Source organism: Cupriavidus sp. SK-3 (genome assembly GCF_000611145.1).
Lineage (GTDB): Bacteria > Pseudomonadota > Gammaproteobacteria > Burkholderiales > Burkholderiaceae > Cupriavidus.
In genome coordinates, this window is record NZ_JFJV02000219.1 from 8,315 (window position 1) to 26,979 (window position 18,665).

General features: G+C 64.9%; 16 protein-coding genes and 1 tRNA gene. 9 read left to right on the top strand and 8 right to left on the bottom strand.

Features of this window, described 5'->3' with window-relative positions; genetic code table 11:
• Positions 1–14: 14 nt before the first annotated feature.
• Positions 15–1,934, bottom strand: a complete 1,920-nt coding sequence (locus CF70_RS22140) for an ATP-binding cassette domain-containing protein (RefSeq protein ID WP_035869703.1) — start codon at positions 1,932–1,934, stop codon at positions 15–17.
• A 508-nt stretch (positions 1,935–2,442) separates the two neighbouring features.
• Between CF70_RS22140 and CF70_RS22145 the strand changes: the two genes are divergently transcribed.
• Together CF70_RS22145 and CF70_RS22150 are read left to right on the top strand one after the other, a co-directional pair.
• A complete protein-coding gene (locus CF70_RS22145; RefSeq protein WP_081862288.1) occupies positions 2,443–3,411 on the top strand; it encodes an amino acid ABC transporter substrate-binding protein in 969 nt (322 codons plus the stop codon).
• A gap of 123 nt (positions 3,412–3,534) precedes the next feature.
• Entirely contained in the window at positions 3,535–4,731 is a 1,197-nt protein-coding gene (locus CF70_RS22150) for a benzoate/H(+) symporter BenE family transporter (RefSeq protein WP_035869705.1), read from the top strand.
• Positions 4,732–4,734: 3 nt separating this feature from the next.
• Here CF70_RS22150 and CF70_RS22155 read toward each other — a convergent pair whose 3' ends face one another.
• Positions 4,735–5,229, bottom strand: a complete 495-nt coding sequence (locus CF70_RS22155) for a hypothetical protein (RefSeq protein ID WP_035869707.1) — start codon at positions 5,227–5,229, stop codon at positions 4,735–4,737.
• A gap of 318 nt (positions 5,230–5,547) precedes the next feature.
• Between CF70_RS22155 and CF70_RS22160 the strand changes: the two genes are divergently transcribed.
• From CF70_RS22160 to CF70_RS22170, 3 genes are all read left to right on the top strand, one after another.
• Positions 5,548–5,883: a DMT family transporter gene (locus tag CF70_RS22160; protein WP_035869710.1), complete on the top strand. Its 336-nt coding sequence runs from the start codon at positions 5,548–5,550 to the stop codon at positions 5,881–5,883.
• A gap of 192 nt (positions 5,884–6,075) precedes the next feature.
• Positions 6,076–6,459, top strand: coding sequence for a hypothetical protein (locus CF70_RS22165; protein WP_035869717.1), 384 nt, complete (start codon positions 6,076–6,078; stop codon positions 6,457–6,459).
• Between the two features lie 292 nt (positions 6,460–6,751).
• Positions 6,752–7,114 carry a hypothetical protein gene (locus CF70_RS22170; protein WP_035869727.1) on the top strand — a complete coding sequence of 121 codons (363 nt, stop codon included), beginning with the start codon at positions 6,752–6,754 and terminating at the stop codon, positions 7,112–7,114.
• Between the two features lie 167 nt (positions 7,115–7,281).
• Here the strand turns inward: CF70_RS22170 and CF70_RS36185 are convergent, their stop codons facing one another.
• The 3 genes from CF70_RS36185 to CF70_RS22180 form a co-directional block, all read right to left on the bottom strand.
• Entirely contained in the window at positions 7,282–7,467 is a 186-nt protein-coding gene (locus tag CF70_RS36185; protein ID WP_152561881.1) for a hypothetical protein, read from the bottom strand.
• 843 nt (positions 7,468–8,310) lie between these two features.
• Positions 8,311–8,385 (bottom strand) — tRNA-Arg (locus CF70_RS22175).
• Positions 8,386–8,496: 111 nt separating this feature from the next.
• Positions 8,497–8,883 carry a YXWGXW repeat-containing protein gene (locus tag CF70_RS22180; protein WP_035869728.1) on the bottom strand — a complete coding sequence of 129 codons (387 nt, stop codon included), beginning with the start codon at positions 8,881–8,883 and terminating at the stop codon, positions 8,497–8,499.
• A gap of 992 nt (positions 8,884–9,875) precedes the next feature.
• On the opposite strand from CF70_RS22180, the gene CF70_RS22190 reads away from it, so the two are divergent.
• The gene (locus CF70_RS22190) at positions 9,876–11,807 is read left to right on the top strand and encodes a DEAD/DEAH box helicase (protein ID WP_035869732.1); all 1,932 of its coding nucleotides are present in this window, start codon (positions 9,876–9,878) and stop codon (positions 11,805–11,807) included.
• A gap of 125 nt (positions 11,808–11,932) precedes the next feature.
• Here the strand turns inward: CF70_RS22190 and CF70_RS22195 are convergent, their stop codons facing one another.
• Positions 11,933–13,192 (bottom strand): SUMF1/EgtB/PvdO family nonheme iron enzyme, encoded by a 1,260-nt coding sequence (locus CF70_RS22195; protein WP_035869734.1) that lies wholly within the window; start codon positions 13,190–13,192, stop codon positions 11,933–11,935.
• A gap of 141 nt (positions 13,193–13,333) precedes the next feature.
• On the bottom strand, positions 13,334–14,425 hold the full coding sequence (gene egtD / locus CF70_RS22200; RefSeq protein WP_035869737.1) for an L-histidine N(alpha)-methyltransferase: 1,092 nt from the start codon (positions 14,423–14,425) through the stop codon (positions 13,334–13,336).
• 632 nt (positions 14,426–15,057) lie between these two features.
• Between egtD and CF70_RS22205 the strand changes: the two genes are divergently transcribed.
• The 3 genes from CF70_RS22205 to CF70_RS22215 all read left to right on the top strand — a co-directional run bounded on the left by CF70_RS22205 (position 15,058) and on the right by CF70_RS22215 (position 17,223).
• Positions 15,058–15,756, top strand: coding sequence for a TerC family protein (locus CF70_RS22205; RefSeq protein ID WP_035869740.1), 699 nt, complete (start codon positions 15,058–15,060; stop codon positions 15,754–15,756).
• 175 nt (positions 15,757–15,931) lie between these two features.
• Positions 15,932–16,726 carry a thymidylate synthase gene (locus CF70_RS22210; RefSeq protein WP_035869745.1) on the top strand — a complete coding sequence of 265 codons (795 nt, stop codon included), beginning with the start codon at positions 15,932–15,934 and terminating at the stop codon, positions 16,724–16,726.
• Positions 16,723–17,223, top strand: a complete 501-nt coding sequence (locus tag CF70_RS22215; protein ID WP_035869748.1) for a dihydrofolate reductase — start codon at positions 16,723–16,725, stop codon at positions 17,221–17,223. The genes CF70_RS22210 and CF70_RS22215 overlap by 4 nt, the downstream gene beginning before the upstream one ends.
• 55 nt (positions 17,224–17,278) lie before the next feature.
• Here the strand turns inward: CF70_RS22215 and pmbA are convergent, their stop codons facing one another.
• Positions 17,279–18,646, bottom strand: coding sequence for a metalloprotease PmbA (pmbA, locus tag CF70_RS22220; protein ID WP_035869814.1), 1,368 nt, complete (start codon positions 18,644–18,646; stop codon positions 17,279–17,281).
• Positions 18,647–18,665: the final 19 nt, after the last annotated feature.

Sequence of the window (18,665 nt, forward strand, 5' to 3'; positions counted from 1 at the left end):
ACCGCCCTGCCCCGTTACTGCGCCTCGGCCTTGGTCTTCGCCTCCAGCACTTCCCAGCGCTCCAGCGCCTCCAGCAGTTCCATGTCGATCTCATCGTGCCGCGCCGCAAGCTGCGCGGCCTTGCCCGCGTCGCTGACATAGAGCGAGCCATCCGCCAACTGCGCGCTGACGGCCTTCTGCTCATTTTCCAGCGAGGCAATGCGCTCGGGCAGCGTATCGAGTTCGCGTTGCTCCTTGTACGACAGCTTGACCACGCGGCCGGGGGCGCGCGCTTCGCGCGGTTTCGGCGCTTCCGCTGCCTTGCGCTCGCCCGCGCGCGCTTCCTGCATGGCCGCGCTGCGCGCCGACTGCACCTGCCAGTCGGAGTAGCCGCCCACATACTCGCGCCAGCGCCCGTCGCCTTCGGCGGCGATGGTCGAAGTCACCACGTTGTCCAGGAAGGCCCGGTCGTGCGAGACCAGGAACACGGTGCCACTGTAGTCCTGCAGCAGTTCCTCCAGCAGTTCCAGCGTGTCGATATCCAGATCGTTGGTGGGTTCGTCGAGCACCAGCACATTGGCCGGGCGCGCGAACAGGCGCGCCAGCAGCAGCCGGTTGCGCTCGCCGCCGGACAGCGACTTGACCGGCGAACGAGCGCGCTCCGGCGCGAACAGGAAGTCGCCCAGGTAGCTCATCACGTGCTTGCGCTGGCCGTTGATCTCGACCCAGTCGCTGCCCGGGCTGATGGTATCGGCCAGCGAGCGCTCCAGGTCCAGCTGCGTGCGCATCTGGTCGAAATACGCCACCTGCATATTGCTGCCGTTCTTGACCTCGCCGGTATCCGGCGCCAGTTCGCCCAGGATCAGCCGCAGCAGCGTGGTCTTGCCCGCGCCATTGGAGCCGATCAGGCCGACCTTGTCGCCGCGCATGATGGCGCCGGTGAAATCGCGCACCACCATCTTGTCGCCGAAGGCCTTGCTGACATTGGTCAACTCGGCGACGATCTTGCCGGAGCGCTCGCCTTGCGACACTTCCAGCTTGACGTTGCCCTGCACGTCGCGCCGCGACGCGCGTTCGTTGCGCATCGTCACCAGGCGCTGGATGCGGGCCACGCTGCGCGTGCGGCGTGCTTCCACGCCCTTGCGGATCCAGACTTCTTCCTGCGCCAGCAGCTTGTCGAATTTGGCCTGCTCAACCTGCTCGGCGGCCAGTTGCTCGGCCTTGCGCGTCTGGTAGGCGGCAAAGTTGCCAGGGAAGGAAACCAGCCGGCCGCGGTCCAGTTCGACGATGCGGGTTGCCACGCGGTCGAGGAAGGCGCGATCGTGGGTAATCAGCAGCACGCTGCCGCGGAATGCCAGCAGCAGGTCTTCGAGCCAGCGGATCGCTTCCACATCCAGGTGGTTGGTGGGTTCGTCGAGCAGCAGGATGTCGGGCTCGGCCACCAGCCCCTGCGCCAGCGCCACGCGCTTTTGCATGCCGCCGGACAGCGAATCCACGCGCACATCGGCGGTAAGGCTGAGTTGCGCCAGCGTGGTTTCCACCCGTGTACGCAAGCCCCATGCCCCGGCGGCGTCGACTTCGGACTGCAGGCGGTGCAATTCGGCCAGCGAGTCCTCGTCGTGGTTATCGTCGAGCGCCGCCAGCGCCGCTTCATAGGCGACCAGCAGGTCGTGAACCTTGCCCAGGCCCAGGGACACGGCGTCGAACACGGTCTGGCCCGGCTCGAACTGCGGCTCCTGCGGCACATATGCCGAGGTCACGCCGCTCTGACGCGCGATCAGGCCATCGTCCGGCGCGGACAGGCCGGCCACGATCTTGAGCAGCGACGACTTGCCGGTGCCGTTGCGGCCAATCAGGCCGACGCGCTCGCCGGCTTCGAGGGAGAAGTCGGCATGGTCGAGCAAGGCCACGTGCCCGAAGGCGAGCTGGGCGTCGGAAATCGAAAACAGGGCCATGGGAGCAATACGAAAGGAGACAGCGAAAGGAATGCGACTCAAGCGGCTTGAACGCGCAGCCACCCGCCGGCGTCGGCCGGCAAGCGGGCGGCAGGGTGCCAGGTAGCCGGCATTGTAGACCACCTCCGTGCGCCCTCGCCCGAAGGCGCGGCCCAAAAAAAGAAGGGCCCGCGCTTGCACGGGCCCAAGAGTCTCTCCTCGGTGCCCTGCTCGCAAGGCACGAACGGAGCATAGCAAGCGCCTCCGCCCGGCTCTAGTCGGACAAGTCCGTAAGGGAAAGTCCCGTCAACGCCCGCGCCCGCCCGCATCCTTCCAGGCCTGTTGCACGCCACGCAACACCCCACGCTGCGACCGTTGTCCGGCTGCTTGCCGTCGTGGAACAATGCTTGCCGGCCAGCAGGCCGCAGCACAACGGCAGTAGCAGCATAAAAACCGGTCCGAACCGGTGCAGGCGACCCAACGCCATTTCCGCTCGACGCCTTTTTCGCTTCTTTGTACGGGGACATCCATGATCCATCCGGTTTGCCGACGCCTGCGCGGCGCCGGGCTGGCGATTTCGCCCAGCCCGGTCCGCCTGCCGCTGCTGCTCCTGCTGTCAACCTCGCTCACATTCTGGCTGGCCGCCGGTGCCAGGCCTGCCGCGGCGCAGTCCGACGGCTCGCCGGTGCTGCATCGCATTGCCCAGACCGGGGTGCTGCGCATCGCCCACCGCGAGAGTTCGGTACCGTTTTCCTTCGTGGCCGACGGCAAGCCGCACGGCTATGCCGTCGACCTCTGCCTGCGGGTAGCCGACGCGCTACGCGGCGCACTCGCACTGCCCGCCCTCAAGGTGGAATTCGTGCCCGTCACGCCGGCCAGCCGCATCGCCGCGATCGTCGACGGCAAAGCCGATCTCGAATGCGGGTCCACCACCAATAACCGCGAACGGCGCGAACAGGTGGCCTTCACCATCCCGCACTACATCGCCGGCAGCCGCATGCTGGTGAAGACCGGCTCCGGCATTCGCAAGCTGGGCGACCTGCGCGGCAAGACGGTGGTCTCCACGGCGGGCACGACATCGCTGGCCGTGGTTCGCCAGATCAACGGCTCTGGCGCCATGCAGATCCGCGTGGTGGAAGCCAGGGACCACGCCGAAGCCTTCGCCATGGTCGAGCAAGGCAAGGCCGACGCCTTCGTCATGGACGATGTGCTGCTCTACGGCCTGCGCGCGAACTCGCGCAACCCGGCCAGCTACACCGTCACCAGCGAACTGCTGACGATCGAGCCCTACGCCATCATGCTGTCGAAGCAGGACGCCGAGTTCAAGCGGCTGGTGGACAAGACACTGGTCTCGGCCATCTATTCGCTCGACACCCAAAAACTCTACAAGAAGTGGTTCCAGTCGCCGATCCCGCCGCACGGCGTCAACCTCGACATCCCGATGAGCTACCTGCTGCGCGACTCCTTCAAGTTCCCCAGCGACAAGGTTGCCGACTAGCATCGCATGCGGCTGCGGGGAGCCGGCAATGCTCCAGGGCAGGGCAAGAACGGCGCAACTCGTGCGAAGATGACGGCCCGGCCGCTTTCGCGTGCCCGCCTCGTCAAGCCAAGTCCCCGTTCCATGTCCACTGCCACCGCCCCCCTGAAGCTGACCGACCTCTCCGTCTCCGCCCTGGTAGCCGGGCTGATTGCCATGCTGACCGGCTATACTAGTTCGCTGGTGCTGATGATCCAGGCGGGCCAGGCGGCCCACCTGTCGGATGCGCAGGTTGCCTCCTGGATCTGGGCGTTATCCATCGGCATGGGCGTCACCACCATCGGGCTCACGCTGCTGACACGTGCTCCCATTGTCATTGCCTGGTCCACGCCCGGCGCCGCCCTGCTGATCGCCAGCCTGCCCGGCGTGCCCTATCCGGAGGCGATCGGCGCCTTCTTGATGGCGGCGCTGCTGATGACGGCGGCGGGCCTGACGGGCTGGTTCGACAAACTGATGCGCGCGTTGCCGGCCAGTATTGCCTCCGCCCTGCTGGCCGGCATCCTGTTCCGCATCAGCGTCGACGTGTTCGTGCAGGCCCAGCAGCAAACCCAGTTGCTGCTGGTGATGTTCGCGCTGTACCTGGTGGGCAAGCGCTTCTGGCCGCGCTACGCGGTGCCGGGCGTGCTGCTGGTGGGCGTGGCGCTGGCCGGCGCGCTTGGCCAGCTGCATTTCGAATCGTTCCATTTCGCGCTGGCCCGGCCGGTGTGGACCACGCCGGCATTCTCGCTGCAGGCTTTCGTCAGCATCGCCGTGCCACTGTTTATCGTCGCGCTGGCTTCGCAGAATATTCCCGGACTGGCGGTGCTGCGCGCCGACGGCTATCACGTAGCGGCGTCACCGCTGATCACCGTGACCGGCATCGCTTCGGTCCTGCTCGCGCCGTTCGGCTCGCATGGCATCAACCTCGCGGCGATCACGGCAGCCATCTGCACCGGCGCGGAAGCGGATCCGGACCGCAACCGGCGCTATACGGCCGCGGTGGTTTGCGGACTCGGCTATCTGGTGGCGGGCGTGCTGGCCGCCAGTATTGCCGCGCTATTCGCCGCCTTTCCCAAGGCGCTGGTGGTCGCGGTAGCCGCCTTCGCCTTGCTTGGCTCGATCGCCAGCGGCCTGACCACGGCCATGCAGACCCCGGCGGAGCGCGAGTCGGCCCTGCTCACGTTCATGATCACCGCCTCCGGCATGACGCTGGCCGGCGTGGGTTCGGCCTTCTGGGGCGTGGTGGGCGGCATGCTGGCGCTGCTGGTGCTGCGCCCGCGCACCGCTCCCCGGGCCGGATAACGCTTAAAGCAGCAGGAAGGCGATGTCCGCCGAACCGATGCCGGAGAGCGGCGTGCCCTTGCGTCGCTGGAACAGGATGTGCTGAAGCACCCGGTCGCGGTGCTCGGCAAATGTGGACGGCTCGAAACGCAATGCGGTCAGCGCGTAGTGTTCGGCGAGCAGCTTGTAGACGCGGTGGCGCACCATCAGCATTTCGCTCTCGGCGCGCAAGCGGCTGATTTCGGCGCCGTTATCCTCTTCCAGCTGCCGCATGCCCACCACCACGCGCGCATGCATGCCACGATAGCGGTCCAGTTCGCCATGCGCCTTGCGCAGTTCCTCTCGCAGCGCCCTCACCTCCTGCTGGAGCTTCAGGTTATGCTGCACGCCGCGCTGGATGCGCGAGGCTTCTTCCAGCGCGACATCCGCCGCCGCAATCGTGTTCCGCCATACTCCCTGACCCGTCGCGTGATCCTCCACCTTCGGCCACACGGTCTGTACCTCATCCTCGCCATTCATGGCGCTCCCCCTGAGAACCTGACTCCCCCGCCGTTGGCTTTATGACGTCTGCCAACTGGTCGGGACTACCGCGAACACCCCGCAGGCGATCAACCGGATCGCCGGCGCTTCTGCAATGAAGCACCCAACTCCGATTGAAGTGCGCATCACGATACCGGACAACCACCCGAAAGGAGGGATCACCAACGTGCGCGCGCGCGCCGACTGTGGTTTGTACTGTACACCGCAGGCACCCGCAGCGGTTGCCGCGCATCCGGCGGGCCAGTAAAGGTATGGGAAAATGTGGCCCCAACGGCAGCCAACAAGAAGGACTTACCGATGAACGCTTATGTGCTCCTGGCCCTCGCCATCGCGGCCGAAGTCATCGCCACCAGCAGCCTCAAGGCGTCCGAGAGCTTTACGCGCCTGTGGCCAAGCTTGCTGGTGGTAGCCGGATACGTCGGCGCCTTTTTCCTGCTGATGCAGGTCATGAAGACCGTGCCGGTAGGCATTGCCTACGCCATCTGGTGCGGCGCCGGCATCGTGCTGGTCACGCTGATCGCCAGCGTGCTCTATCGCCAGATACCGGACCTGGCGGCGTGGGCAGGAATCGGGCTGATCATCGCGGGGGTTGCGGTGATCCAGCTCTTTTCGAAGATGGGGGCAGCGCACTGAGGCTACGGCGTCGCGCAAGCCCGCCGCCGTTGCGCGGCGAGGCGATGGCCGCAGCCAGGCAAGCCTCTGGCCGACCGGAAACGTCAGCCGTACAATTTCCGCAAGAAGGGATGTGCACCTGACAGTTCATATGCCGCCTGAAGCGCTGCTTCGGGATCGTCAACTCGCTCTGCTCTCCCCCATGGAGTCGACATGAAGAAGATGATACTGGCTGCCACAACAGCACTGCTGTGCGCCGCAGCGTCGGCCGAGGACGCGTACATCTACCCGACCGAAAACATGAAAGTCGGGGAAACCGTCCAACTGCAATCTCCGACCGTCCTCTTCATCAACAAGAAGTGCGACCTGCCGTTCGTCGATGCCGCGCACATGCGCTTCTATGCGTCTTATCGTAGCGATGCTTCCAATCGCGGCACCTGGGATACCGGCTGCTGGGCGAAGAACATCCACGGCGACGCGATCATCGTCGTGCTGAGGATGCCAAACAGGACGATCTCCCTCAAAACCCTGGCACGCGCCGACGTCCAGAAGGATGGCACTGCCACGATCAAGGCGTTGCCCGTCCAGGGCCGCTAGCGCCACCGGCCGAAGGAGGCCTTGATTGACTTGGGGATGGGGGGGGTTCGGAGAACTTCCGCGAACCAGAACCAGGCTATGACCCGTCGGCAGGATACATAAAATCGGCTGCAACCAATACTGGAAGCCGATTTACCGGAATACGATTTTCGTGGTGCCACGAATGCAGATGATCCTGATGGATACGTCGCCGCCTTGCGGCACTGTATATCCATACAGTTAACTCAACTTTCAGCACCTGCATTCAGGCGGCTCTTATACTGGATATCCATACAGTACCAGTGAGAGACACATGTTCGCCTGCGATATCGAGACCGTCTTCCTGTTCCGCCGCGCAGCCGATGCGGTCGCCGCACCCTTCCCTTGCGAGCGAATCACCGTGGACGATCCGCTGCTGACCGCCGACACATGGAATCCCGAGGCAGAGGCAGCGGCACAAGCCACCGGCGCCACGCTCGTCCTGAACGGCATCGACACCGCGGCAATCATGGCGCTGCCGTGGACAATCGATCACCTGGAGTTCAATTACCGTGGCGCCTGGCTAAGCTTCCTGCTGGCCTACAGCATCCAGTTCACCGGTCCTCGCTCGATTTGCCTGCGCACCCGCGGCGAGCGCCACTATGCCACCCGTCAGGAGGTGGCATGTTCTCTCTGACCTGCCAGGCTGGCTCCATCTTCCTGGAAACCCGGTTGCTGCCCAGCGACACGGCCGAGCAGCGCCTCGACCACGAAGATGTCACGGTATCGAGACCCGCCACATCGAGAAGATGGTGTGGACGGCCGACTACCTGCCGTTCGAGCAGGACGGCCGGCACCACCGGATCAGGGTTGCCCGGCCGGCGGTGAAACTGCCGCTGCGGGCGCAGTTCCCCCGCCGCTGAATAGCTGCGCCGCCGAGCTTGCGCAGCCGGCGACTGCAAACGCCAGAAAGACCGTTGCTATTTTTTTCATGGGTTGTTTCTTGAGCGCGTATTGCGATTGCGACGCGCGTTCGTCGGTCTCGTCCAAAGACGCTCGCGACGCAATCGCTCACAAGTCATGCAAGCAGTGTTGCGGACAGCCAACTGCCGACGGCCTTCCCTCGGACATCATGATCTGCCCCACGAGCGGCGGACAAGCACCAGCTGATGAATCGCTTCCATGCTTCGGGCAAGGAAAAATGGGGGATCGTCATCATGCCGCGGGCGGAATGGGAGGACTGGCTGACCTGCCGGGATCCGGTGCGGGCGCGCAGCATTAGGCGACTGCACCCTGCGGATATGAGGCTGGGTAAGCCAGCGCTCGCTTATCCAGCGTCAGAGCTAGCCCAAAGGGACACACCCACCTGTTGGGCACTCAGGCAATCCAGGCAATGGCGGCGGCGGTAGCGACGAAGAATCACTTTGCTCCCCCTCAACTGCCTCCCCAAGCTTAGAAGCCTGAGTGACGTAGTTCACGCGAATATCAAGGTCAAATTCTTGGCCGCAGCTCTCAGAGCAGCCGCACCTCACCCGATGCCGCACCTTCATAGGCAGTTCCAACACCTTCATCTCCACCCCGAACCGACGAACAGTCTTGCAGTACGGACAAGTTGCGGCGACTGAATATGTCATTGCGACCCCTATTTTGGTGGAGAGTTGTCACAAATGTATGCTTGGTAGTCACGCACAACAATGGGATTAGTACTTCAGGATTAAGGGCTAGCCGGTACGGGGCATCGTTTAGGGGCACCAAATATAGGGGCATTTGTTGATGCCCCTAATGCCCCTAAAACACGCGGATGCCAACGGCTCCCGGCGAACTTCGAAAGCCCGCGAGGTCTTGATCTACTTGGGAAGGGAGGACTTCAGAGAACTTCTACGAACCGTACTATGGTCCCGCCGGCAGGAATCGAACCTGCATTTCACGCTTAGGAGGCGCGTGTTCTATCCATTGAACTACGGCGAGAGGACAGACTCCGTGGACATGCTGGTACGCCTTGGCGGCGCGGATCCAGGAGCAGGCCCGGAGTATATCAAAAACCTCACCAGCCAAGGAATGCGAAAGCGCTCCCCTTGCTCAGCACTCGCCTTTCTTGGCGTGTCCCGGCGGGCAGTGATAACCCTTGTCTTTCCTGCCCGGCCTGCCATCCCAGCGCTCGGGCACCAGCACCCAGCCATCGCGTGCCTGCACCCAGCGCGGCGCCTCGTAGACATAGCCCGCGCGCTCGCGCTCCCACTTGCCCTTCTTCCATTTGTGCTTGTGGCCGCGATCATCCCAGTCCCAGTAGCCTGGCGCCCAGACGTAGCCAGGGCGCGCCATGGGAACAACCTCATAGACGGGGGGCGGCGGCGGCACGCCGATCAACACATTGACCGATACCTGCGCATATGCCGCAGGCACCATGCCCAGTGCGCCGATCAAGCCCGTTACAGCCGCCGCGCACAAAAGAACTCTTCTCGTCATCGCTATCTCGTTTTTCCAGTTTCAGGCGCGAGAATAACTTGACGGGGGACTCCCGGCTGTTAGCAAAGGTATCAATGGATTACCCGTGCAACATATGGGTCAGATCAACGGAAGCCGGAAGCAGTGCTTGAAGCACTCAAGACCTGGAGCACTAACGAAAAAGCCCGCCAGTACACTGGCGGGCTGGTTGCGGACGGTCCGGACCATCCAGGTCAACGCCGGCGCTATCGCGGCAACAGCCGTGCACGCAGGTTTTCCCATGATTCCGCCCATGACGCGGACGTCCCTCCGGACTACCCGGAGAGCCAAAGGAAAGCTGGCAATGACGCCGACTGCCGCGATATCAGCGGCTAGCAGCACTTAAAGCAAAGCGCCGAGGAAGGTCAGCGGGTTCTCATCGGTCCGCCACCTTGCCGGGCATCGATGCACCCGACGGATTCAGTATAGGCAGGCGGCCCGCGGATGCAATATCGAATGCGGGATCGGCAAACCCCCATGAAAAGCGCCCAATGAGTCTCAAAAATCGCCGTTCAGCACCTCAAAGTAATTCCTATCGCAGTGCAACAAACTTACTTTTGTTTCTGCTATAATTCGCGCCGTGAGTTCGCACTGTGAGTTGTGCAACACGTCTACCGGTCTCTTCCGGCAGGCGATACCGCCCCCGCTCTCAAGCTCTGCTCCCCGGTCCCGCCGGCTGGCCTGCCTTAAAGTTGTTGAATCAAGGCCAAGTGGTGATACCCGACAGAACGCATTTCTCACCGACGTCGCCTCGTCTCCGATCCTGTTGAATAGCTCTACAGAGCTGTTTGCCTGCCAGGGACCGCGCGCCCGGCCTTGTGCCCGGTGTCGCCCTGCCTGCCGCCGTACTGTCAGCTGTGTCTGTCGTAACGGCCTCACCGATTGGCGCCGAAGCCTTTTTAAGACTTTGCACTGCGCCCGCCCCTGTTCGCTAGTTCGGCATGGGGTGCCATGCATTTAAAGAAAACTACGACATGACCCAGCACGACATTCGTGCGGAGCAAGCTTTTGCCTCCGCCGCCGACGCATCGACCGAAGCCGCCGCCATCGCCACGCCCGCTATCCAGGAACCGAGCCCGCTCGACAAGCTCGACGCCATGCTCAGCCCGGAAGCCGTTGCGCCTGCCGCCGCCGCCAACGTCAATGCCGAGAACGGCTTTGCCAAGCTTGGCCTCGAAGAAGCAATCCTGCGCGCCCTCGTTGAACTGAACTACACCACGCCGACCCCGGTGCAGGCACAAGCGATTCCCGCCTTCCTGGCTGGCCGCGACCTGCTGGTGTCCAGCCAGACCGGCTCGGGCAAGACCGGCGCCTTCATCCTGCCGGCCATCCAGCGCATCAGCGAAAAGGCTTCGCCGAATCGCCCGCGTTCCGATGATCCGGTCAAGCGCATGAAGGGCAAGCGCCCCCGTCCGTCGCCGGCGCAACCCGCGCTGCTGGTGCTGACCCCCACGCGCGAACTGGCCCTGCAGGTGACCGAAGCCACCGCCAAGTATGGCCGCCACCTGCGCCGCATCGTGTGCGCCAGCATCCTGGGCGGCATGCCCTATCCGAAGCAGCTCGCCGCGCTGTCGAAGATGCCTGACATCCTGGTGGCAACGCCTGGCCGCCTGCTCGACCACGTCGAAGCCGGCCGCATCGACCTGTCCGCGCTGGACATGCTGGTGTTCGACGAAGCCGACCGTATGCTCGACATGGGCTTCGCCGACGATATCGACGCCATCGTTGCCGCTACCCCGGCCACCCGCCAGACGCTGATGTTCTCGGCCACGCTGGACGGCCGCATCGCCCAACTGGCTTCGCGCCAGCTGCGCGACCCGCAACGCATCGAGATCGCCGCGACCCGCGCCGACCAGAGCAATATCGAACAGCGCCTGCACTTCACCGACGACATGTCGCACAAGGAAAAGCTGCTCGACCACCTGCTGCGCGACGCCACGCTCAAGCAGGCCATCGTCTTCACCGCGACCAAGCGCGATGCCGATTCGCTGGCCGAGCGCCTGTCGGATACCGGTTTCGCAGCCGGCGCGCTGCACGGCGACATGACCCAGGGCGCGCGTAACCGCACCCTGACCTCGCTGCGCCGCGGCAACCTGCGCATCCTGGTGGCAACCGATGTCGCTGCACGCGGCATCGACGTGCCGGACATCACCCACGTGGTCAACTTCGACCTGCCCAAGCAAGCCGAAGACTACGTGCACCGTATCGGCCGTACCGGCCGTGCCGGCCGCTCGGGCGTCGCCATCAACCTCGTGAACCATGGCGACATGTTCCAGTGGAAGCGCATCGAGCGCTTCACCAACAACCGCGTCGACGCTTCGGTGATCGAAGGCCTGGAACCGCGCCGCTCGCCCAAGCCGCGCTCCGGCTTCGGCGGCAAGCCGGGCGGTGACCGCGGTGGCTACCGTGGCAACAGCAATGGCGGCGGCTATCGCGGCGGTGAAAACCGCAGCTTTGGCGACCGCAAGTTCGGCGGCGGCGAAAGCCGCGGCTTCGGCAGCCGTGACGGCGCCCCGCGTCCCGCAGGCGACCGCCCGTTCGGCGATCGCGACGGCAACCGTGGTTTTGGCGACCGTGGCGGCTTCGGCAACGCCAATGGCAACAGCACCGGCTATCGCGGCCAGGGCGCGACCGGCGGCCAGCGCAGCTTCGGCAACGAAGGCGGCTACCGCGGCGGCGACAACCGTGGCTTCGGCAACCGTGACGGCGCGGCTCCCCGCAGCTTCGCCGACGGCAACCGTGGCGCAGGCAACGGCGGCAACGGTGGCTACCGCGGCGGCGAAGGCCGCAGCTTTGGCAACCGCGACGGCGCGCCCCGCAGCTTCGGCGACGGCAACCGCGGCGGCTTCGGCGGCCAGCGCAACGGCAACGGCAACACCGGTGGCCGCTCGCGTTTCGAGCGTTAATTCGCGCGGCTGAATGGATGCGTCGCCAATGCGGCGCTCCATCGCAACAAATGAAAAAAGCACCTTCGGGTGCTTTTTTCATTTGGCGGAGACGTCAACCGAGCGGGCCTGCCGGGCCCTCTCTACTATATAGAACAGCTGCGAAAGCCCACGAACGCGAAATCGTCCTCCGGCAGCAGCGCCAGCCGCGCGCGCGCATGGCGCTGGCGCGCCACGCCGGCGAAAGAGGCACCGCGCACCACCTGGTGCGTGGCGAAGCAGTCAACGAACTCCACATCGGCCGGGCCGGCGACAAAACCGGCATAGGGCTCGTAGGGAGTCGCCGTCCACTCGCGAACCATGCCCCAGCGCAAGCCGCCGCGCGCCTGCACCGCCGCCAGCTCCCATTCCGCTTCCGTGGGCAGGCGCCGGTCCGCCCAGGCGCACCAGGCCTGCGCCTCGAACAGGCTGACGTGGCGTACCGCCTCGTCAGGATTCAAGGTGCGCAGGCTGCCGAAGCGCAACGCCATCCACGCCCGGGACTCCGGATGCCGGGCCCAGTAACGCGGCGCGGAACGGTCCTGCATCATCAGCCACTGGTGCCCCGCCACCGTCCACCATGCCGCGCGCTCATAACCGCCGTCCTCGACGAAATCGAGAAACTGCGCATTGCTGACCGGCGCGGCATCCATCTCGAAGGCTGGCACATAGGTCGGCTGCGGCGGCAGTTCGTCGGGCAGCGCGAAGCCATCCGGCTCATTCCAGCCCTGGATGAACCGCCCACCGGGAAACTGCAAGGTGCCGGCGTGCGGCACCGACACGGAAGGCAGCGCCACGGCCGGCTCCACCGGCGCCATGCCCACGGCCTGCAGCAGCGCAGCCAGGGCCTCGCCCTGGCTGTCTTCGTGAAACAGCGCGCGACGCCATGCGTAGAGCGTCGCATCGCTATCGTCCGGTTGCGCCGCCAGCCGGCGCAAGGTGGCTTCGAGCACCTCGGCGGCATAGCGCTTGACCACCGCTACGTCGGGCAGCGCGGCCTCCCATCGGGCATCGGGATCGATGCGTTCGGGATCGAACCATTCGTCCGCGCCGGCCAGCAACGAAGGAACCCCGGCGGCCCTCAACGGCAGGCCATCACGCTCCAGCGTGCGCACATCGCGCAGGCACCACCATTCGGCATGCCAGGCGACATGGCCCAGCGTCCAGAGCGGCGGGTTCGCAAAATCCTGCCGCGGCACCTCCCAGCCGCGCCGCGTCTGGCCGAACGCGGCAAGCCAGGCCAGGGTGCGGTTGCGCGCTTCCACCAGCGCCTGCGCCAGGCCCTCGCGGGTCAGCCTCCGGGCGTCCGTCCAGACGGTCTTGCCACCATTGAAATGAAGGTCGGGAAGCATGGAAAAGCCGCTCATCAAGAACCCTGACGGTGAATGGGATGGCCCACGGTTGGTTTGCCCGGCGGGCGGCGCGCATCATGCGCCGCGCCTCCAAGGAGGGATGCGGGCATTATGACACCAGCACCATCCCCGCCCGCGCAGCGCCTGCCGCCCCGCTCAGGCGCGCGCATGGAACACGGCGAACCAGCCGCGCGGATCGGTCCACCAGACCGGATCGTCGAAGCCCGCGGCCTCAAGGAGTGTGGCGAAATCGGCCGGCCGGTACTTATAGGAATCCTCGGTGTGAATCCGCTCGCCGGCGCAAAAGGCGCGGCTGCCTTCCGGCCAGCGCACGGTGACGTCCCGCCCGGCCCGCAGGTGCATCTGGATGCGCGAGTTCTCAAGGTCGAAGCTGGCCGCGTGCCGCCAGTCGTCGAGCTGGAAATCGCTGCCGACGATGCGGTTCAGGTTACGCAGCACATTGCGGTTGAAGGCGGCGGTAACGCCTAGCGGGTCGTCATAGGCTGCCACCAGCGCCTGCTCGTCCTTGAGCAGGTCGACGCCGATCAGCACGCCATCCCCCCTCCCCGCGGCCGCCCGCATACGCCGCAGCAAGGCCCGCGCCTGCTCCGGCGCAAAGTTGCCGATACTGGATCCCGGATAGAAGAACAGCCGGCGCCCGCGCCTGACTTCCGGCGGCAGGTCGAGCGGCGCGCACAAGTCGGCGCCAAGGCCGAGCATGGGAATCTGCGGATGCTGCTGCTGCAGGCAGAACAAGGTACCGCGCAGGAACTCCACAGAAATGTCGAGCGCGACGTATTGCGCCGGCTGCAGGCTGCCGAAGAGCCGCGCCGCTTTCTGGCAATTGCCCGCGCCAAGGTCGATCAGCACGCAGCCGCTGCCGGCTCGCGCGGCCATGGCGGGCGCGAACGCGGAGAAGACCGCGGCCTCCGTACGCGTGGGGTAATACTCGGGCAGATCGGTGATGGCCTCGAACAGGCGGGAGCCAAGTACGTCATAGAAGAACTTGGGGCTGATGCTGGCGGCGGGGGCCAGCAGGCCGCGCGTGATCTCGCCGCGCAGGGCACCGCTGTCCTCATGGTACTGCTGGATGAAATCCAGCCGCGGTACCGGATTCGGCAGAGCGTGTCCGTTGGCGATGACGGCAGTGCTGGCCTGGCTGCCGTTGGGTTGCAGGGCCGAGGTGGCGTTGCGGTTGGATTGGGAATGGCTGTGGCGTGGGTTTAACGGGGTCGGGACGGCCGGCATGACGTTTCCTTGTTGGTCGATGGCAAAGCATGAAGCCCCCAGGTGCCCGCACGTCACGCATGCGCGGGACTGGCATGGGATACGCCTCCGGTGACGTCTGGGGCGCATCGGCCAAAAGCCAGTCTACTCAGAATAGCTGGCGCGCGCGGAGTGTGCTTACCGCAATGCACAAACCCTTCCGGGCGCCGTAATCCTCACCAGGAATGACACGGAAAGCGCCATCGGTTCCGTATATCGTCCTGCCGGCGCCCAGGGAACAGTCTCAGCCCGGCTTGGCATCGCGATACCCGACACAAAGTGCGCCTTGCCAAACATTCACAACAGCACAAAACATGTGGCTTCGTTTATAATCCGCCTCAGCGTTTCCGCTTCGGCCAGTTCCGAACGGATTCGTCCCTCAAAGGGGAGTAGCTCCGGGGCCCAGCCCTTAGCACAATCGTCATTCCGAGGCTGATCACAAATAGTCTCCGGTTGTGCTGACCGCGCCAACAACCATATGGCGGTCGAGCAAGACCTTTGCAACCTGGTTTCATGGTTTGCAAAGGCGCCCCCACAGCTCCCAACCAACATGTCTCCAGGCTAACCCGGTGCTTGCGCACGGCTTTTGGCTATCGTTGTTTCGAGGAGATTTTATGGAATGGTTTACCGATCTGTTCACGATGCAGTTCCTGACGGCACTGCTGTCCATCGTCGTCATTGACCTGGTGCTTGCCGGCGACAATGCCATCGTGATCGCGCTTGCCGCGCGCAACCTGCCGCCCCACCTGCAGAAGAAGGCCATCGTCTGGGGTACGGTCGGCGCAGTCGTGGTCCGTTCGGCCATGACGATCGGTGTGGTCTGGCTGCTCAAGATTCCCGGCCTGCTGCTGGTCGGCGGCGTGGCCCTGGTGTGGATCGCCTACAAGCTGCTGTCCGACGACGGCAATGGCGACGAACATGGCGCGGGTGCCACCACCCTGGTGGGCGCGATGAAGACCATCATCATCGCCGACGCGGTGATGGGCGTGGACAACGTGCTGGCAGTGGCAGGCGCGGCGCACGGCAGCTTCCTGCTGGTGGTGCTCGGCCTGCTGATCAGCATCCCCATCGTGGTGTGGGGCTCGAGCCTGGTGCTCAAGCTGATGTCGCGCTTCCCGTCGGTCATCTTCGTGGGCGCCGGCGTGCTGGCCTTCACGGCAGTCAAGATGATCGTCAGCGAGCCGCTTGTGAAGGCGTTCTTCAACACCAACGCCCTGGCTTACTACGGCTTGTTCGTGCTGGTCATCGGCGGCGTGCTGGGCGGTGGCTATCTGGTGCAGAAGCGCCGGGCTCCGACCACCGCGGCGCAGTAATGCGCGATGGCGCCGGCACCTGAGGACGCCGGACCATGAAAGGAGGGCCGCCGCGAGGCGGCCCTTTTTGCTTTGCGATAAAATGCTAAGCCTTTAGCAATTTGCCGACCTCCGGGCAGATTGCCCCAATTACGCGCACAACGCTGTCGCGTCACTTTCCCCAACACCCGCGCTGATGAAACAGTACCTCGACTTCATGCGCCATGTGCAAGAGCATGGCACCGAAAAGGCCGACCGCACCGGCACCGGCACGCGCTCGGTGTTCGGCTACCAGATGCGCTTCGACCTGCGCGAAGGCTTCCCGGTGGTGACCACCAAGAAGCTGCACATGAAGTCGATCATTCACGAACTGCTGTGGTTCCTGCAAGGCTCGACCAACATCGGGTACCTGAAGGACAACGGCGTCAGCATCTGGGACGAATGGGCCGATGAAAACGGCGAGCTCGGACCTGTCTACGGCTCGCAGTGGCGCGCATGGCCGACGCCGGACGGCCGGCACATCGACCAGATCAGCGAACTGGTGGCGCAGATCCGCAGCAACCCGGACTCCCGCCGGCTGATCGTGTCGGCCTGGAACGTGGGCGAGATTCCGCAGATGAAGCTGCCGCCCTGCCACGCCTTCTTCCAGTTCTATGTGGCCGAGGGCCGCCTGTCCTGCCAGTTGTACCAGCGCAGCGCCGATATCTTCCTGGGCGTGCCGTTCAATATCGCCAGCTACGCGCTGCTGACGCACATGATCGCCCAACAGACCGGACTGGAAGTGGGCGACTTTATCTGGACCGGCGGTGATTGCCATATCTACAGCAATCACGCCGAACAGGTGGCAACGCAACTGGCGCGCGAGCCGATGGCGCTGCCGCAACTGAAGATCCTGCGCAAGCCGGACAGCCTCTTCGACTACAAGTACGAAGACTTCGAACTGGTGGGTTACGAGTCGCATCCGGCCATCAAGGCACCGGTGGCCGTATGACGCTGTTGACCCTGATCGTGGCGAAGGCCCGCAACGGCGTGATCGGCCGCGACAACACCCTGCCCTGGCGCTTGCCCGAGGACCTGGCGCACTTCAAGCGCACCACCATGGGCGCGCCCATCGTGATGGGCCGCAAAACCTGGGAATCGATCGGCCGGCCGCTGCCGGGCCGGCGCAATATCGTGGTGAGCCGCAACCGCGGTCTGCGCATTGAAGGCTGCGACGTGGCGAACTCGCTCGAGGAAGCGCAGCTGCTATGCGTCGGCGTCGAGCAGATCTTCCTGATCGGTGGTGCGCAACTGTATGCCGAGGCGCTGCCCAGCGCGGACCGGCTGGTGGTGACGGAGATCGATGCGGATGTCGCAGGCGATGCGGTGTTCCCCCCCATCGATCCGCGGCAGTGGATTGCCACCGCGCGCGAATCGCATCACTCGGAAGCGAATGGCTTCGACTATGCCTTCGTTACCTACGAACGCCCGCCGTCCGGCGAGGAATGACACAACGCTGGCGTGAAACGCGCGGCGGCCCGGGAACCAGGCCGCCGCCGTTGCTTTAGTTGCCCGCGATCGTCATCTGCTCGATCAGGATCGAGCCGGTTTCCTTGGTGCCGCGTACCAGCGAATCGGCGCCAATCGCCACGATCTGGCGGAACATCTCCACCATATTGCCGGCAATGGTGATCTCTTCCACCGGGAACTGGATCACGCCGTTCTCGACCCAGTAGCCCGAGGCGCCGCGCGAGTAATCGCCCGTCACGTAGTTCACGCCCTGCCCCATCAGTTCCGTCACCAGCAGGCCGGTGCCGAGCTTGCGCAACATGCCGGCGAAGTCGTCGCCCGGCGCGGTCAGCGAACTGGACAACGTCAGGTTATGCGAGCCGCCGGCATTGCCGGTGGTTTTCATGCCCAGCTTGCGGGCCGAGTAGGTGGAGAGGAAATAGCCTTCCACCACGCCGGCGCGAACCACATCGCGCGCGTGGGTCTTCACGCCTTCTTCGTCGAAGGGGGCGCTGCCCATGGCGCCCGGCAGATGGGGCTGTTCGTGGATGTGGATGTGCGGCGCGAACACGGCCTTGCCCAGCGTGTCGTACAGGAAGGTCGACTTGCGGTACAGCGCGCCACCGGACACGGCCTGCACGAAGGCGCCGAGCAAGCCCGCCGCCAGGGGTGCCTCAAACAGCACCGGGCAACGGCGCGTGGACAGCTTGCGCGAGTTCAGGCGGGCCAGCGAGCGTTCGGCGGCATAGCGGCCGATGTCCTCGGGCGCGGCCAGTGCGTCGGGCGCGCGCTTGGACGAGTACCAGTCGTCGCGCTGCATGCCGCTGCCGGTGCCGGCGATCGGCGCGCAGGAAATAAAGTGGCGGGAGTACGGATAGCCGCCCGTGAAGCCGCGCGAGGTGGCCAGCACGAACTGCGAATGCTGGGCCGACACGCTGGCGCCGTCGCTGTTGCGAATGCGCGGCGAGACCGCGAAGGCGGCGGCTTCGGCGCGGCGCGCGATCTCGATGGCCTGTTCGGCGTCGATATTCCACGGGTGGAACAGGTCGAGATCCTGCGGGTTGCGTTCAAGCAACTCCTCTTCGGCCAGACCCGCGCAATCGTCTTCGGCGGTGAAGCGCGCAATGTTGTAGGCCGCTTCCGCCGTGGCCCGCAGCGCCGCGGGCGAGAAATCCGAGGTGCTGGCGTTGCCGCGCCGCTTGCCGATCATGACCGTGACGCCCACCACCTTGTCGCGGTTCTGCTCGATGGTTTCCACCTGGCCCTTGCGCACCGAGACCGACAGGCCGCTGCCCTCGGAGATCTCGGTTGCCGCGTCGGTGGCGCCCAGCTCGCGTGCCACCCGCAGCACATCGGCGGCCATCTCGCTAAGCTGGGCCTGGGTATAAGTGAAATGGGTGGTCTGGTCGGCGGATTGATCCATTGTGGGCGCGGTCATCAAA

What these genes read in the sequence shown, in the direction of transcription:
- CF70_RS22165 (WP_035869717.1), top strand. Translation starts at nt 6,076, where the DNA reads ATGAAGAAGATGATACTGGCTGCCACAACAGCACTGCTGTGCGCCGCA.
- CF70_RS22170 (WP_035869727.1), top strand. Translation starts at nt 6,752, where the DNA reads ATGTTCGCCTGCGATATCGAGACCGTCTTCCTGTTCCGCCGCGCAGCC.
- egtD (WP_035869737.1), bottom strand. Translation starts at nt 14,425, where the DNA reads ATGCCGGCCGTCCCGACCCCGTTAAACCCACGCCACAGCCATTCCCAA.
- CF70_RS22150 (WP_035869705.1), top strand. Translation starts at nt 3,535, where the DNA reads ATGTCCACTGCCACCGCCCCCCTGAAGCTGACCGACCTCTCCGTCTCC.
- CF70_RS22160 (WP_035869710.1), top strand. Translation starts at nt 5,548, where the DNA reads ATGAACGCTTATGTGCTCCTGGCCCTCGCCATCGCGGCCGAAGTCATC.
- CF70_RS22155 (WP_035869707.1), bottom strand. Translation starts at nt 5,229, where the DNA reads ATGAATGGCGAGGATGAGGTACAGACCGTGTGGCCGAAGGTGGAGGAT.
- CF70_RS22140 (WP_035869703.1), bottom strand. Translation starts at nt 1,934, where the DNA reads ATGGCCCTGTTTTCGATTTCCGACGCCCAGCTCGCCTTCGGGCACGTG.
- pmbA (WP_035869814.1), bottom strand. Translation starts at nt 18,646, where the DNA reads ATGGATCAATCCGCCGACCAGACCACCCATTTCACTTATACCCAGGCC.
- CF70_RS22195 (WP_035869734.1), bottom strand. Translation starts at nt 13,192, where the DNA reads ATGAGCGGCTTTTCCATGCTTCCCGACCTTCATTTCAATGGTGGCAAG.
- CF70_RS22180 (WP_035869728.1), bottom strand. Translation starts at nt 8,883, where the DNA reads ATGACGAGAAGAGTTCTTTTGTGCGCGGCGGCTGTAACGGGCTTGATC.
- CF70_RS22205 (WP_035869740.1), top strand. Translation starts at nt 15,058, where the DNA reads ATGGAATGGTTTACCGATCTGTTCACGATGCAGTTCCTGACGGCACTG.
- CF70_RS22190 (WP_035869732.1), top strand. Translation starts at nt 9,876, where the DNA reads ATGACCCAGCACGACATTCGTGCGGAGCAAGCTTTTGCCTCCGCCGCC.
- CF70_RS22215 (WP_035869748.1), top strand. Translation starts at nt 16,723, where the DNA reads ATGACGCTGTTGACCCTGATCGTGGCGAAGGCCCGCAACGGCGTGATC.
- CF70_RS22145 (WP_081862288.1), top strand. Translation starts at nt 2,443, where the DNA reads ATGATCCATCCGGTTTGCCGACGCCTGCGCGGCGCCGGGCTGGCGATT.
- CF70_RS22210 (WP_035869745.1), top strand. Translation starts at nt 15,932, where the DNA reads ATGAAACAGTACCTCGACTTCATGCGCCATGTGCAAGAGCATGGCACC.